The organism is Lactivibrio alcoholicus, assembly GCF_055390895.1.
On record NZ_AP042471.1, the window covers coordinates 1,550,763 to 1,564,884 of the forward strand.

Annotated in this window: 14 protein-coding genes; 10 read left to right on the forward strand and 4 right to left on the reverse strand. The window is 61.6% G+C overall.

Annotation, left to right across the window (positions count from 1 at the left end):
- The first annotated feature begins 47 nt into the window (after nt 1-47).
- From ACZ5IU_RS07225 to ACZ5IU_RS07245, 5 genes are read left to right on the forward strand one after another with little or no spacing between them, the layout of a single operon-like run.
- Complete coding sequence (locus tag ACZ5IU_RS07225) at nt 48-1,328, forward strand: ABC transporter substrate-binding protein (protein WP_464421518.1); 1,281 nt, start codon at nt 48-50, stop codon at nt 1,326-1,328.
- A 4-nt stretch (nt 1,329-1,332) separates the two neighbouring features.
- Nucleotides 1,333-2,130, forward strand: a complete 798-nt coding sequence (locus ACZ5IU_RS07230) for an ABC transporter ATP-binding protein (protein ID WP_464421519.1) — start codon at nt 1,333-1,335, stop codon at nt 2,128-2,130.
- A gap of 3 nt (nt 2,131-2,133) precedes the next feature.
- Entirely contained in the window at nt 2,134-2,841 is a 708-nt protein-coding gene (locus ACZ5IU_RS07235; protein ID WP_464421520.1) for an ABC transporter ATP-binding protein, read from the forward strand.
- A 5-nt stretch (nt 2,842-2,846) separates the two neighbouring features.
- A complete protein-coding gene (locus ACZ5IU_RS07240) occupies nt 2,847-3,749 on the forward strand; it encodes a branched-chain amino acid ABC transporter permease (RefSeq protein WP_464421521.1) in 903 nt (300 codons plus the stop codon).
- Between the two features lie 23 nt (nt 3,750-3,772).
- A complete protein-coding gene (locus tag ACZ5IU_RS07245; RefSeq protein WP_464421522.1) occupies nt 3,773-4,810 on the forward strand; it encodes a branched-chain amino acid ABC transporter permease in 1,038 nt (345 codons plus the stop codon).
- Between the two features lie 46 nt (nt 4,811-4,856).
- Here the strand turns inward: ACZ5IU_RS07245 and ACZ5IU_RS07250 are convergent, their stop codons facing one another.
- Nucleotides 4,857-5,924 carry a PAS domain-containing protein gene (locus ACZ5IU_RS07250; RefSeq protein ID WP_464421523.1) on the reverse strand — a complete coding sequence of 356 codons (1,068 nt, stop codon included), beginning with the start codon at nt 5,922-5,924 and terminating at the stop codon, nt 4,857-4,859.
- A gap of 366 nt (nt 5,925-6,290) precedes the next feature.
- On the opposite strand from ACZ5IU_RS07250, the gene pepT reads away from it, so the two are divergent.
- The 3 genes from pepT to ACZ5IU_RS07265 all read left to right on the forward strand — a co-directional run bounded on the left by pepT (nt 6,291) and on the right by ACZ5IU_RS07265 (nt 9,519).
- Nucleotides 6,291-7,514 (forward strand): peptidase T, encoded by a 1,224-nt coding sequence (pepT, locus tag ACZ5IU_RS07255; protein ID WP_464421524.1) that lies wholly within the window; start codon nt 6,291-6,293, stop codon nt 7,512-7,514.
- A 222-nt stretch (nt 7,515-7,736) separates the two neighbouring features.
- On the forward strand, nt 7,737-8,120 hold the full coding sequence (locus ACZ5IU_RS07260; RefSeq protein WP_464421525.1) for a hypothetical protein: 384 nt from the start codon (nt 7,737-7,739) through the stop codon (nt 8,118-8,120).
- Nucleotides 8,121-8,718: 598 nt separating this feature from the next.
- Nucleotides 8,719-9,519: a cysteine hydrolase family protein gene (locus tag ACZ5IU_RS07265; RefSeq protein WP_464421526.1), complete on the forward strand. Its 801-nt coding sequence runs from the start codon at nt 8,719-8,721 to the stop codon at nt 9,517-9,519.
- A gap of 323 nt (nt 9,520-9,842) precedes the next feature.
- Here ACZ5IU_RS07265 and ACZ5IU_RS07270 read toward each other — a convergent pair whose 3' ends face one another.
- Complete coding sequence (locus ACZ5IU_RS07270) at nt 9,843-10,526, reverse strand: lysozyme inhibitor LprI family protein (protein WP_464421527.1); 684 nt, start codon at nt 10,524-10,526, stop codon at nt 9,843-9,845.
- A gap of 161 nt (nt 10,527-10,687) precedes the next feature.
- On the opposite strand from ACZ5IU_RS07270, the gene ACZ5IU_RS07275 reads away from it, so the two are divergent.
- Together ACZ5IU_RS07275 and ACZ5IU_RS07280 are read left to right on the forward strand one after the other, a co-directional pair.
- Nucleotides 10,688-11,482, forward strand: coding sequence for a transporter substrate-binding domain-containing protein (locus tag ACZ5IU_RS07275; RefSeq protein WP_464421528.1), 795 nt, complete (start codon nt 10,688-10,690; stop codon nt 11,480-11,482).
- Nucleotides 11,483-11,529: 47 nt separating this feature from the next.
- Nucleotides 11,530-12,444 (forward strand): 4Fe-4S double cluster binding domain-containing protein, encoded by a 915-nt coding sequence (locus ACZ5IU_RS07280; RefSeq protein WP_464421529.1) that lies wholly within the window; start codon nt 11,530-11,532, stop codon nt 12,442-12,444.
- A 674-nt stretch (nt 12,445-13,118) separates the two neighbouring features.
- On the opposite strand, the gene ACZ5IU_RS07285 is transcribed toward ACZ5IU_RS07280, so the two are convergent.
- Both ACZ5IU_RS07285 and ACZ5IU_RS07290 read right to left on the reverse strand, forming a co-directional pair.
- The gene (locus ACZ5IU_RS07285; protein WP_464421530.1) at nt 13,119-13,463 is read right to left on the reverse strand and encodes a nucleotidyltransferase domain-containing protein; all 345 of its coding nucleotides are present in this window, start codon (nt 13,461-13,463) and stop codon (nt 13,119-13,121) included.
- Entirely contained in the window at nt 13,460-13,882 is a 423-nt protein-coding gene (locus ACZ5IU_RS07290; RefSeq protein ID WP_464421531.1) for a nucleotidyltransferase substrate binding protein, read from the reverse strand. Before ACZ5IU_RS07290 ends, ACZ5IU_RS07285 begins: the two co-directional genes overlap by 4 nt.
- Nucleotides 13,883-14,122: the final 240 nt, after the last annotated feature.

Genomic DNA, 14,122 nt, shown 5'->3' on the forward strand with positions numbered 1-14,122 from the left:
TCCGGCCGCGTGAAACGCGGACGCGGAGCGGTCACTGGAGGCGCCGGATGGCGGACGGCATCCGAAAGATCGTGAAATCCCTTTTCGCGGCAGTGTGCATCGCATCGCTTCTTTCGGGCTTCGCGACGTTCGCGGCGGAGGCTCCGATCGTCGTCGGCTCCATCTGGAGCCAGGTCGGCGTCGCGGCGCCTCCGGGACAGGCGGGGCTTCGCGGCGGCCGTCTGGCCGTGAAAATCGTCAACGAACGGGGGGGCGTCTTCGGCCGCCCCCTCGAACTCAAAAATATCGACGGTCAGAGCGATATCACCGTCATCTCCAACGCGGCGATCCGACTGATCGAGGAGGTCGGGGTCGTCGCGGCGTGCGGACTGTGCGACGATTCGCTCGTGTCCGCTGCCGGTTCGCTGTTCCAGTCGGGGAAGACGCCGTTTCTCGTCGCGTCGGCCACGACGCCGACGATTCCGAGTATCGGAGACTACATCTTCATGGTTCCGTTCGGCGACAACTATCAGGGGAGAGCGGTCGCGAGCTTCTGCGTCGCAACGCTCGGGTGGAAAAGAGTCGCCGTCATCCGGGACGGCGCGAGCGCCTACAGTACGGAGCTTTCGAAGTTCTTCATCGAAGCTTTCAGGGAAATAACCGGGGACGAGAACGCCGTGATCCATCAGGAGATCTACCGCACCGGCGACGTCAATTTCACGGCACAGCTGACCCGCCTGCGGCGGCAATGCGACGCGAACACAATCGACGGAATCGTGATCATTCCCCCGTTTCCGCAGGACAGCCCGATTCTCGCGAAACAGGCCAGAAGGCTCGGGATCCGGCTTCCGATCATGCTGACCGACGGTGCCGACGACCCGACGGTGATCGAAGTCGGCGGGGAGCATGTCGAAGGAGCGTTCATATCCACGCATTTCGCGGCGGAGTATCCCCTCACGGAGAACGCGAGGCGATTTGTCGAAGCCTACGCGGCCGAGTACGGGACCGAACCCGGCGCGTTCGAGTGTCTCGGCTTCGACGCCGTCATGATCCTCGCGGAAACCATCGGGGCGATAGGAAGGGAAAAATGGGACTCGATGTCTCTTGTCCAAAAGCGGACGGCGATACGGGATACGATCCAGATTCACGCGTATGTCACGACGACCATGCCGATCTCCTACCCGGACCCGGAAACGGTGCGATACCCCAGAATTCCCGAAAAGCCGGTCGTCTTCAAGGAAATAAAAAACGGCCACAGGGTATTTCGCGCGATCCTCGATCCTGAGGACGTGTACAAGGAGTCCCGCGCGGATCGGGCTCACGATTCGCCTCCTGCGTTCCGGAGGTGACCGGATGCTGAATGTCCGGGAACTCACGAAAAGCTTCGAAGGATTGAAGGCCGTCTCCGGTCTGACCTTCGATCTCGATGACGGCGAAATCCTCGGCCTCATCGGCCCCAACGGCGCGGGGAAGGCCACGGTGTTCAACCTCCTGTCGGGGATCCTGAAACCCGACTCGGGCGCGATCTTCATGGACAACGAGAACATCGCCGGTCGACCGTCGCATCGGATCACGAGCGGGGGAATGACGCGAACGTTCCGGAGTCCACGCCTGATAAAAGACATGACTGCAGTGGAAAACCTGAAGCCCGCCTTTTATCTCATCGAGCGATACGCATGGTTCGACTCTCTCGTCCAGACGCCGCGCTATCGCAGGGCCGAGGCGGAGATACTCGCGAAAATCCGCGAAACGCTCGGCCTTCTCGAGATCGGGTGGTGTGCGGATATCGCGGTCGAGGACCTCGCCTACAGCGTCCAGAAGAAGCTGGAGCTCGCGAGGGCGCTTCTGTGCGATCCGAAGATCCTGCTCCTCGACGGGCCGTCGTCGGGACTGAATCCGGCCGAAGCGGACGAGATCACGGACATCGTCCGGCTGATCCGCGGACGGTCGCATATCGGGATCATCGTCATCGAACACAACATGAGGGTCGTCATGGAACTCAGCGACAGGATCGTCGTCATGAGCCGCGGAAGCCTCATCGCCCAGGGGTCGCCCGCCGAAATCCGCGGCAACGAAAAGGTCATCAGCGCGTATCTCGGGGAGAAGACCTTGAGGCGACTGACCGCCGAACCGGATTTTCTGGAGGCGTGACGCGTGCTGTCCATCGAAAACATGGTCGCCGGATACGGCAAGGCACAGGTGATCCACGGCATCGACCTCGAAGTCAGTCCCGGGGAGATCGTCGCGCTCGTCGGCCCGAACGGAGCCGGAAAAACGACGACGATCCGGTGCGTCACGGGTGAAATCCGACCCTGGGGCGGATCGGTCCGGTACGGCGGAGCGGACATCGCGGCGATGCCCGCCCATCGGGTCGTGTGCGCGGGAATCAGCTGCGCCCAGGAGGGGCGCAGTATCTTCGGCAATCTCACCGTACACGAAAATCTTGCGATGGGCGGGTACGTCATCAGGGGGCGCGCGAAGCTGAAAGAGCGGATGGAGTGGGTGTTCGATCTCTTTCCGCGGTTGAAGGAACGCACGGGGCAGCGCGCGGAGTCGCTGAGCGACGGGGAACAGCAGATGCTCGCGATCGGAACGGCGATCATGAACGAACCCGATCTTCTCCTGCTCGACGAGCCATCCCTCGGTCTCGCTCCCGTCGTCGTGGACCAGATCTACCAAAAAATCGCCCAAATTTGCAGGGAAGGATCTTCGATACTGCTCGTGGAGCAGGATATCGGGCTCGCGCTGGAGACAGCGGGAAGGGCGTATGTCATGGAAAGCGGGCTGATTCGGATCTCCGGGCCGAGCTCCGAACTCGCGAAGGATCCCTACGTCGTGGACACCTATCTCGGGGCGAGGTAAGGGGCATGTCGGCGCAGTACCTCGCGCAGCAGCTCATCAACGCGCTTTCGTACGGCAGCATCCTCGCGCTGCTCGCCATCGGATACACGATGATCTACGGCATTCTCGGCCTGATCAATTTCGCGCACGGCGAGATCTTCATGATCGGGGCATTCGCGTGTTTCGGCGTCGTCGAGATTCTCGGAATGTCCTTTCCGGCGGGCTTCATCGCCGCCATCGCGGGATCCGTCCTCGCGGGGCTCCTGATCGAGCGCTTCGTCTACAGGCCGTGTCTCCGGAGGAGTCCCGGAACCCTCACGATTTTCATCGCCTCGTTCGGCGCGTCGCTCGGTATGAGAAATCTCTTCACCATGCTTCTCGGCGACGGCAGGAGGCAGTTTCCTACCGCCGACTTCCTCGAAGGCATCATCGTCACGGATTCCGGGCTCACGGTGGGAGTCAAGGATCTGTGGATCATCGGCGTGACGGTCGTCATGGTCGTCGCGGTGAGCGTCTTCGTCAAATACGCGAAAGCGGGAATCGCGATGCGGGCCGTCGCGTATGACGCGAACGCGGCGCGGCTCGTGGGCGTCAACGGCTCGACGGCGGTCCTGACCGCGTTCGTTCTCGCGTCGGCCCTCGCCGGAGTCTCCGCCGTCGCCTACGGCGTGAGTTACGGCATCGTTACCCCGAGCATGGGATATCGCATCGGACTGGACGCCTTCATCGCCGCGGTTCTCGGAGGGGTTGGCAGCGTTCCGGGCGCCGCGGTCGCGGGGTATATCATCGGCCTCGGGGAGATTCTGTTCGTCGCGCTGCTGCCGCCGGACTATTCCGCGGTACGCACGACCTTCGTCTGGGCGCTGCTGCTGTTCATCCTCTTCCTGAAGCCGTCCGGATTATTCCGGCCCAATATGAAAAACAGGTAAGGAGAGGAGGGATGGGCACTGCGATGAAAAAAACGGCGGGGCTTCTCGCGCTTCTCGGACTCCTGTTTCTCGCGGAGACGTTCCTGCGGGGCTACTATCTCCGCCTCGTGATCCTCTTCGGCGTCACGTCGATCGTGGCGCTCGGGGTCACCGTCATCAACGGATATACGAATATCCTCTCGCTGGGATTCGGCGGTCCCATGATGGTGGCGGGGTACGCCTCGGTGCTTCTGACGCTGTCCCCGGCGTACAAGGGCGCTGTCCTCCACCTGCCGCTCTGGCTGGAACAGGCGCGCGTCTCCTTTCCCGTCGCGATGATCTGCGGCGGGATTCTCGCGATGTTCGCGAGCGTGATTCTGCTGTTGTCGGCGTTTCGCCTCCGGGGACATTCCTTCGTTCTCGCGTCGATGGGAGTCACCATCGTGACGGGCAATCTCGCCGAAAACCTCGGAAGCCTGACGCACGGCGACATGGGACTCCGAAGCATTCCGGCCTTCACGAACATCTGGTGGACGTACGGCCTCCTCGTCGCGGTCATCTATTGCATCCGAAGGTTCATGGAGTCGAAGTACGGTCGCGCGCTCGCGGTGATCTCAAGGGATCGGGAACTCGCCGGCGTCATGGGGATCGATATCGCCCGATACAAGGTGCTATCCTTCGCGATCGGCGGGTTCATCACCGGAATCGGGGCAGTGCTGTGGGTCCACCTGGTTCTCACCATGAATCCGAAGGCGTTCGGGCTCGAATACGTGTTTCAGATCGTGGCGATGCTTGCGATCGGAGGAACCGGGACGATCTCCGGCGCGCTCGTCGGGGCGGGGATCCTGACCTTCGGCGCGGAGCTTCTCGCTCCGGTCCAGGAAGGATTCATGATCCTGGGAGTCCGCATCCCGCCAGCCTTCGGTCTCGTCAACGTTCTTATGGCGGTCCTGCTCGTCCTCGTCATGATCTACAAGCCGCGCGGCATCATGAACGGGCGCGAAATCTGGGAGATCGCGGGAAGCGGACGGAAGAAACGGAGAATCTCCAAGGTTCCGGAATCGGAGAAACGAACGTTCTAGAACGCCGCGGCGCGAGGGAATGCGGAACGACCGGGCGGACGCCCCGCTACACGATCACGGAATCCACGGGGCGCCGGCGCGCGCCCCTCGGGATTTCGCGCCAGTGCGCCAGGAGTCCGTTCTTTCGCGGGTAGGACAGGACGACGAGAAAGACGTCCGTCAGCACTTCGGAGCCGTCCTTCCGTCGGTGGAGCCATTCGAAGCGGGCGACGCCGTTTTGCAGGGCCTCGCGGGCGCACTCCATTCCGTAGGAAAGCGACGGCGTTCCGTCGGGCTGGCGGGGCGGGGAGAAATCCGCCGGAAGCGACCCGACGATGTCGTCGCGCGTCGTGCGGAGGAACGCCGCCGCCGCGTCGTTGCACCCGGTGAAAACGCCGTTTTCGAGAATCAGATAGGCGTCCGGAGACGCGTAGAAGAACCGGCGGAAGCGCTCCTGCTCGCTTCGCAGCGACGACGCCATCCGGACCGCGGTCGCCTGGACGAGCGCGAGAACCGTGAGAGCGACCGCCAGCCCCACCGGAAGCGCGGCGTGAGCCACGAGATTCCACATCCAGTATTCGGCTGCGATTTCGATACCGAGAACGCCGGGATTCGTCGCGTTGCCCGGATTCCGTATCGGGACCAGAACGGAAACGAACCGACGGTCCGATCGGACGAGCAGTCCGTTCAGAAGCGGCTCCCCGGTGCGGAAGACGCGAAGCGCCTCATCGCCCGCCGTACTATATGGGGTTCCCGGCGCGCGCGGCTTCATTGCGTCATCGGTCGCGTCGACGAAGATGACGGGGCGGTCCTTCGCGAGGCCGAGCAGCGTGAGCCTCGTACACCCCTCCTGCACCGCCCTGAGCGCCGAAATCTGCTCGAGAAGCCGGACGTAGTCCGTGTTTCCCGAAAAGACGCCTTCTGCGGACAGAGAGGCGACGCGTTCCGGATTTATCGAGGTCGCGATAATGTGCGCGTCCTTGAGGAGTCCTTCGCGCAAAAAGCGATCGGTGAGCAGGATCGCGCCGACGACGAGCACCGCCCCGACGAAAAGCGCCGCGATCGTTATCGCGAGCGTTTTGGCGAACGTCGGCAGAGCGTTGCATCGTGTCATTCCATTCGCACGCTTCCGCATGGGGAGCCTCCCGGTTTTCGTTTTTTCCGGTCGCATGGCGCATACGCATTGTATCAAATAGCGCGACGCTTTTTCCATACGAAAAAAAACATCGCCTCATCCGGCTGATGAATTGCGCGCGGAAATGTCGTACACTGCGTTTTATGTGAGGGGAGGGAGATCGCCGGCCGATGATCGCATTGCGCGTTTCCGTCCGGGGCAAGCAGGCCCGATTCGCGAAACGACGGCAGGGTAGTGTACAATGTACGGGGTATGGTCCCGATGGCCCGCGATTTCGGAGGTCGTTTCCGCGCTTCGCCTCCCTTCGTGCGGGGACCGTCGGAAGAGAGCGTTGCGAGTTGAATTCGACAAAAGGAGAGAGATCACATGAGCACCGCGCTTGAGCGTTTCCTGCGCTACACGACGTTCAGCACCCAGGCCGTCGAAAAGACCGGCAAGGTCCCCAGTTCCGAGGGGCAGATGATCTTCGCGAAAGCCGTCGCGAAAGAACTCGAAGAACTCGGGCTTTCTGACGTCCGCGTCGACGAGCACGCCTACGTTACCGCGACGCTGTCCGCGAATACCGACAAAAAGATCCCGACGATCGGATTCAACGCGCATCTCGATACCGCGCTCGAAGTCACAGGGGAAAACGTCAAGGCCCGGGTCGTGCGCTACGAAGGCGGCGACATCGTCCTGAACGAATCCCTGGGCGTCGTCCTGTCGCCGAAGGACTTCCCGGACCTGAACGACTACGTCGGGCAGGACGTCGTCGTCACGGACGGAACGACGCTCCTCGGCTCGGACGACAAGGCCGGAATGGCCGCGATCGTCGCCGCGGTCGATCACCTCGTGCATCATCCGGAGATCAGGCACGGCGCCGTCAAGATCGCCTTCTCCCCCGACGAGGAGATCGGGCACGGCGCGAGCCTTCTCGACATCGAGGCCTTCGGCGCGGACTTCGCCTACACGGTCGACGCCGGGCCCGTCGGCCAGATCAACTACGAGACGTTCAACGCCGCGCGCGCGGACGTCAAAATCCACGGCCGCGCCGTGCATCCGGGAACGTCGAAGGACAAGATGCTCAACGCGACGCTTCTCGGGACGGAGCTTCTCGCCCTGCTTCCGCCCGCCGAGACGCCCTCGCACACCGAAAAGTACGAAGGCTTCTTCCACGTAACCTCGTTCAAGGGCGCCGTCGAGGAGGCGACGCTGTCGTTCATCATCCGCGACCACGACCGGACGAAGTTCGCGCAGCGCAAGGAGTTCGTGAAGCGCGCCGTGAAGTGGATGCAGGACAAGTACGGCGCGGAGCGGTTCGAGCTGGAGCTGTCCGACACCTACTACAACATGCGCGACGTCCTCGAGAAGCACATGCACATCGTCGAGACGGCCACGCAGGCGATGGAGTCCCTGGGCATCACGCCGAAGATCGTCCCGATCCGCGGCGGCACCGACGGATCGCAGCTCACGTACCGCGGCCTTCCGTGCCCGAACATCTTCTACGGCGGACACAACGCGCACGGCAAGTTCGAATTTCTCCCCGTCCCGTCGCTCGAGAAGTCCGTTCAGGTCATCCTGAAGATCCTCGACATCTACGCGTCGAAATAGACCGCGCGGCGGCCCCCGGGAGGGGTTCCCGCCCGGGACGCAGTTGCGGAAAAAAGCCCCCTCCGGAAACCGGACGGGGCTTTTTTCCGTTTCGGCTTTCAACGCTTTTCGATTTTCGGGACGAACGGCCCCGGGATGAGAGGGTCGGAGGAACGGGCGGTCGCACCCGATGTATTGTACAATTACAAATACTTCGTATGGTCCGGGAAGGGGGATGCGGCAATGGCGGAATACGCGATCTACGGCCGGCAGTATGCGCGAATCGCGGGCAACTGGGAGCGGTACTACAACTCGTGCAAGGACAAGGCCTACATCAAGCGCGCCATCAGCCTTGGGACGCAGACGCTTCTCGACAAGCGCAACCGGATCAACTACGCGATCGGGCTTCTCCGCGACGCTCAGGTGTCCCAGACGATCATCGACAGCCTCGAGACCGAGGCGTCCTCTGTCTCGGGACGCCTCGAATACGTCTCGTCGTCGACGGGGGTCGCTCCGACGCAGGGGGTCGTTCCCGGCGCGCCGGGAAGGGTCGCCGTCATCGGGCGCGCCGCGCCGGAGACGCGGAGAGCCCCGGGCATCGGGACGCTCGTCGATCTTCTGGCGTAACCGCAGGTGTCGGGACGACGTAAAACCCATATCATCGCGCAATACGTATCGAAAGGTATCGCTACGAGATGCTCGGCTAACGTGGCCGAACAGGAAATGAAATGCCTGTCTCATCATATACGCCGTCGGGCCGCGAAGGAAGTTTCGTATTTCATGCACGATTTCGATAAAATTCTCCTGCGTTCTCGAAGGGCAGATATTCTTCCACATATCAGGGGTAGGCACTCTTTCTGTCGAAAGAAAGCCGCGTTTTTTTGGTGAAAACCGTCCCCATGGCGAACAGGCCTGAGGGAGAAAAGCCCGCAGAACCCTGCTGATTCTGGCCTCGAAGGGAAAGAACGAGCCTCTGGAACGATTCTCCGGATGCTCGTTTTTTTTACCGGAAGATCCCGATTGCGTTACGATTTCTCTTCCCGGCGTTTTATCGCTCCACGACGACCACTGCCCGTCTCGGCGAAGGTTCCGGCCCGTCATAGGGTAAAATCGATTCCGGCGGATAGAATTTCCCCGCGGAGTGGTACACTTCGGACGTCGCCGCCGGGAGGACGGCATCGCGGCACGACCGAGCCGCAATCGATGACGAAAGGATCCGGATATCATGAGAAACGTCCTGTTCATTACCGATCCCCAGAACGATTTCTGCGACGCGTCACGCGGGTCGCTCTCGCTGCCGCACGCCGGGGAGGATTGCCGAACGATCCGAGATATGCTGGAACGCGGCGTGGAGTTCTTCGACGCGGTCGTCGTCAGCATGGACATGCACACGGAGCAGTCCGTGTTCCACGACGTCTTCTGGCTCGAGAACGGAAAGCCGGTCTCGGGCGTCGGTACGATCGACCGCGGAAACATCGACGGATTCCATCCGAAAAATCCGGCGTACGAGCCGTTCATACCCCGTGACGCGATTCGCCGGGGACGGTTCGGCATCGATATATGGCCCGTGCACTGCGTGATCGGAACGTGGGGGAACGCCATCAACGACGACGTTCGGGAGGCGCTTCACGGATGGTCCTTCGCGACGGGGAAGTACGTCGAATATCTCTTCAAGGGAATGAACCCGTTCCGGGAGGAGTACTCCGTCTTCGCGTCGAACCGCGACCGGATCGCGTCGCTGCTGCTCGGGGACGCGGCGTCCGGCGGGTGCCGCGAGGACACGACGGTCTATTTCTGCGGCGAGGCGGCGTCGCATTGCGTATATTACACGATCCGGGACGCCTGCGGGAATCTCGAGCCCTCGGACGTCGGCCGCGTCAGATTCAGGCTGATCTCCAACTGCGCGTCGTACGTTCCCGGTTTCGAGCATACGGAGAAGCGCTACGACGAATTCGATCCCGCGTTCTTCGGCTGCGTGCGGTACGACACGGTCGCGCACGCGATCTTTGAGGAAAAACGGAAATAGGCACCCATCGGCGGCAAATCCGGCGCGTCGGCGGCTCCCGTTTTCTCTCGGCGCGGTCGAAGTCGTCGGTCCGGCGCGAGCACTTCGGATGACGTAAGGGACGCCTCCCTTTCACTCCTATCGCAGTTCGAATTTTCAAATTTACAACGACCACCCTCCCATACGGGTCGATATTATGTCTCATGCCGCACGGGCTGAAAGTCTTATGTCCGACACGGCACTCCCCGGGGCTTCCCGGGGAAAAAAGCGCCGCCGCCCGGATGGGGGCGGCGGCGGCCGTTTCGTTGAAAATGTGCGGTTCCTTCCCGGGACGATGCGCCGTTCTACCTCGAATACTCTCCGTCGAGGATCACGCCCTGCCCGCAGACGCCGCCCGACTTGAACGCCTTGTCGGTCGTGACGGTCGCTTTCTTTCCGTCGAAGACGATCGTGACCTTCATGGAGTCGTCCTGGTCGGACACCGCGACAATTGTGTTTCCTTCGAGCGGCCCCTTGCCCTGGAACGAGCAGAGGTTCGCGCCGTCCTTTCCCGACGGAACGCTGTTCTCGAAGATGACGTAATGCACGGGGTCGCTCTCGTCGTACCACCAGACTTCGAGGACGCCCGTCATTCCATTTCCCGTGAACGTGTAGAGCCCCTGCCTGCCCTTGTCGCTGTGAACCAGCACGGAGCGGGAGATGACGTTGTTGACGTACCGGATCCGGTCCATCGTGACGTTCGCGTACGCGTCGGCCTTCGACGTCCCGGCGTCGATCTGGGCCTTCGCCTCCGCGTCGCGACCGCTCTTGACCCACTGTGCCTGATCCGCGAGGAGCTTCTTGTATTCGTCCGCGGGAAGCATCTTCTTCGCTTCCTTCCACGCGCCGTTGAGCCCCTCGTCCGCCTCGCGGTACTCCTGCGACTGCGCGAGCATCGCCCTGTGCTCCGCGTCGCCGAGCGCGTTCGCCGGTTGTGCCATGGCGAACGCGAGCGCCGCCGCGATGAGAATTCCGTACATATTTCTCATGTCCGAGATACCATCCCTTTCATATATCGCAGATGCGCCCAGCATATCAGAGAGCCCTGAGTTCCGCATCTCGGCAAGGGCGAAAGAACGTGACCGATCGTTGACATTCGCGGAAAATACCCTCAGAATTGACGAAATTTTTCAAAGCGGAGGTGTTTCGGATGGTTCGCACCAGAAAAGCGCTCGGAATCGCGGCGATTCTCGGTCTTGTGGCCGTCGTCCTCTTCGCGGCCTGCGCGTCCGCGGGGGCGCGGCTCGACCGGGTCATGGAAACGAAGATCCTTCGTGTCGGAACTCCGGGGGACTATCGCCCCTTCGCGATGCTCGACACGACGACGGGCAAGTACGAGGGGCACGACATCGACCTCGTCGAGCTGCTTGCCGCGGACCTCGGCGTGAAGGTCGAATACGTCGCCACGTCGTGGCCGAAGCTCATGGAGGACTACCTCGGCGACAAGTTCGACATCGCGGTCGGCGGCATCACGCGGGGACTCGCCAGGATGCTGAAGGGCGATTTTCTGCCCCCGTACGCGCCCAACGGCAAGGTCGCGATCATCCGTACGACCGACAAAGAGAAATTCACGTCGCTCGAAAAGATGGACGTCCCCGAGACGACCGTCATCGTCAACCCCGGCGGCTCGAACGAGCGTTTCGTGAAGGCGAACTTCAAAAAGGCGAAAGTCGTCGTCCATCCGGCCAACGCGGAAATCCCCGCGATGATCGCGGAAGGCAGAGGCGACGTGATGATCTCCGAGACGTACGAGGCCGTGGTCTACGCCCGCAAGGACGACCGGCTCTACGGCGCGTTCACGGACAAGCCGCTCACGAAGATCAGCTTCATGGGCTTCTTCATCCGCGACGACGACCCGGCGTTTCTCAAGATCATGAACTTCCTCTGGAACGACGCGAAGCTCCGCGGCGACCTCGACCGGCTCTTCGAGAAGTGGCTGAAGTAACCGAATGCCCCCGGGACTGACGTCACGGGAAGGGAGTGACTGACGCGATGCGGTATGCGGAAGATCTTCTGCCCGCGCTCGAAGAGGCGGGGATGAAGGCAGTCGCCGTGCGGCCCGGGAGAGCTCGCGAGGCGTGCGGCGACGTGACGGAACGATGCCGGCGCGGGGAGACGGATCCGCGCGTCTCGACGCGCTTTTTCGGGAGATACGTCGCTCCTGAGTATCTCGCGACGCCGGAGTGGGCGAAGAGCCTTTTTGTCGTGGCGATTTCGTCTTCCGTAAGCGTCGTTCTCTTCGATATCGGGGACGGCCCCGTCCAGGCGGCAATCCCGCCGACGTACGTCTACGGTCGGGACGAAAGCCGGGCGCTTTCGCTTCTCCGGGACTCGGCGGGCGCGGCCCGGATCGAACCCGCCCTCGGACCGCGAAAGGTTCTCGCGGCGCGAAGCGGGCTCGCTCTTTACGGGCGGAACAACCTGTGCTACGTCGAGGGAATGGGGAGCGCGGCGCGTCTTGCGGCCTTCTACTGCTCCCTGCCGCTCGGAACGGGGACGGATTGCTGGGGGGAACCCTGCGTCATGGACCGGTGTTCGTCGTGCGGCGCGTGCGTTCGGAGCTGTCCGGCCGGCTGTTTCACGGAGGGGTGCTTCATCGTCGGCGCCGACCGCTGTCTGACGTTCGCGAACGAGTCGGCCGAAGATGATATGGCGGATATTCCGCGTTCGTGGCACAACGCGCTCGTCGGGTGTCTCCGCTGTCAGACCGTGTGTCCGGAAAACGCGGGCCGCATGAACCCCGTCTTTTCCGGAGAGTCCTTTTCGATGGATGAAACCACGGCGATCCGCGACGCGCGCGATCTTGAATCGCTCGATCCCGGGATCCGCGAAAAACTTGCGCGACTGAACATGAACGAATACCTCGACGTCCTCTGGAGGAACCTCGGATTCCTGGGGAGCGCCTGAGTGGAATGAATGACAATTGTCTGGCGCATTGCTCCGCGTCATGCCGGATAATGTTCCTGTTCAGGAATAGAAGGTGCATAAAACAGCTCCGCTGGGCTCGAGTCGAGTCCGAGCGGGGCTGTTTTTTTCCGAACCTGCCGCGGTTCGCAAAAAGCGACGACGAGGTGTTTTCCGGAATCCGTCTCTTGTCACGATAAACCTACGTCCATCCTCGGCTGAGAGAAGCCCGTAAAAAAAACCGCCCACCCGAGGATGGGTCGGCTTCGAATAGTGGCTTCTACATCGTGTTGCTCGCTGGTCGGTTCAAGTTCTTCAGCAGACTCGATCTCCGAATCGATGAAAACGATTTTCCTGCCTTTTGGATGTTCGGAATCGCCTCGTACGATTTCGACTTCGTAAGCAGGCCAACCGTCAAGGACATTCCAGCTCACCTCGCTCTCCGTGGATAATCGGGAAATGCGTGGACTCCCCATCTGGAACAGACCGTCACGAATGCTCTTGTCGGTATATATTCCTGCCGTTCCTTGTTCCACACGAAGCCTACGTCTGTGTCGTTCTTCACTACCTCACGCGGCATCTCATCTCCTTCTCGGAGAGAGACCACCCCGTCTTTCTATCGGAGTATTGCTGACGTGCCGGCGGCGGCTGGCGCAGCATGGACCCCGAAAACCGGATCAGCGCCTGCCGCCGTCGCTTTTCGCACCTCCGAAGGGATCGGTCTTCTCGTAGAACGCGACGCCGACGCGCCGGATGTGGTCGACGACGTCGGCGTCGCGTATGTGCGCGAACAGGGAAAGGTCGAACGAATGGGGGAGAAGCAGATCGTCGAGTTCCCGGCTGATCCGGCAGAGCATTTCGTACGTCAGGTCGTCGCCGAACAGCGTAAGGTCGATATCCGAGCCGTTCCGAAACGTTCCCTTCGCGCGCGAACCGTAGAGAACGACCTTCTCCACCTGTGGGTGGCGCGCGAAGACCGAACGGATTTTTTCGATCGTAGCGTCGCTCAGGCCGAACGTCATTGTTTTTCCCGCCGAAGGTCCTCGAGTTTATTCCGGAGCGCCCCGAACTCCGTGGCGTACGAACCGGTGATCGCGGCGACAATGTGGGCCGCAGTGTCCTCGTTATAGGTGTGCGACGTCAGGTTGCGGCTCGCGATCATATCCATCCAGGCGTCGCCGTTTTCGATCAGCCCCGTCCGGAACGCCTCCCGCGTCGTATCCTTCGAACCGTACAGGTCTCCGACGCCGCGGGATTCCAGAAAATCCTTCAATGTCTTCCACGCAAGCTCGTGCGTATACTCGAACGCCTGGATCAGCCCCTGCTCTTCGAGCTTCGAGAGCTGTCGCGTCCGCGAAAGATCGACGGCCGCCACGAGCTGCGACAGCGCCTTCTCGAAATGCGCGCACCGCTGCATCCATCGGATGTCCTCGTCTGCCATGCGAACACCTCCCGGTTCGTTATATCACATATCGCGAATGGGCGTTGTTCCGATCTGTGTCCCATAGGAGGGGTGGTGTCGTGACGTCGATTTGTGAGAAAATTCACGCATCGCTTGGGCGACTTCCGTGTGTCCGATATCCCTTCACGGACGTTACAATACCGGAGAATTGATCGGCGTCTGCGGTTTCCAGTTGGTCGGCGGAGTATGGGATTTCGGATATTACTCCCATGAAAGCCA

Bases quoted from the DNA above. Each gene is read 5' to 3' on its own strand.
- ACZ5IU_RS07225 (WP_464421518.1), top strand. From the start codon at position 48: ATGGCGGACGGCATCCGAAAGATCGTGAAATCCCTTTTCGCGGCAGTG.
- ACZ5IU_RS07230 (WP_464421519.1), top strand. From the start codon at position 1,333: ATGCTGAATGTCCGGGAACTCACGAAAAGCTTCGAAGGATTGAAGGCC.
- ACZ5IU_RS07240 (WP_464421521.1), top strand. From the start codon at position 2,847: ATGTCGGCGCAGTACCTCGCGCAGCAGCTCATCAACGCGCTTTCGTAC.
- ACZ5IU_RS07245 (WP_464421522.1), top strand. From the start codon at position 3,773: ATGAAAAAAACGGCGGGGCTTCTCGCGCTTCTCGGACTCCTGTTTCTC.
- ACZ5IU_RS07250 (WP_464421523.1), bottom strand. From the start codon at position 5,924: ATGCGGAAGCGTGCGAATGGAATGACACGATGCAACGCTCTGCCGACG.
- pepT (WP_464421524.1), top strand. From the start codon at position 6,291: ATGAGCACCGCGCTTGAGCGTTTCCTGCGCTACACGACGTTCAGCACC.
- ACZ5IU_RS07260 (WP_464421525.1), top strand. From the start codon at position 7,737: ATGGCGGAATACGCGATCTACGGCCGGCAGTATGCGCGAATCGCGGGC.
- ACZ5IU_RS07265 (WP_464421526.1), top strand. From the start codon at position 8,719: ATGAGAAACGTCCTGTTCATTACCGATCCCCAGAACGATTTCTGCGAC.
- ACZ5IU_RS07270 (WP_464421527.1), bottom strand. From the start codon at position 10,526: ATGAGAAATATGTACGGAATTCTCATCGCGGCGGCGCTCGCGTTCGCC.
- ACZ5IU_RS07275 (WP_464421528.1), top strand. From the start codon at position 10,688: ATGGTTCGCACCAGAAAAGCGCTCGGAATCGCGGCGATTCTCGGTCTT.
- ACZ5IU_RS07280 (WP_464421529.1), top strand. From the start codon at position 11,530: ATGCGGTATGCGGAAGATCTTCTGCCCGCGCTCGAAGAGGCGGGGATG.
- ACZ5IU_RS07285 (WP_464421530.1), bottom strand. From the start codon at position 13,463: ATGACGTTCGGCCTGAGCGACGCTACGATCGAAAAAATCCGTTCGGTC.
- ACZ5IU_RS07290 (WP_464421531.1), bottom strand. From the start codon at position 13,882: ATGGCAGACGAGGACATCCGATGGATGCAGCGGTGCGCGCATTTCGAG.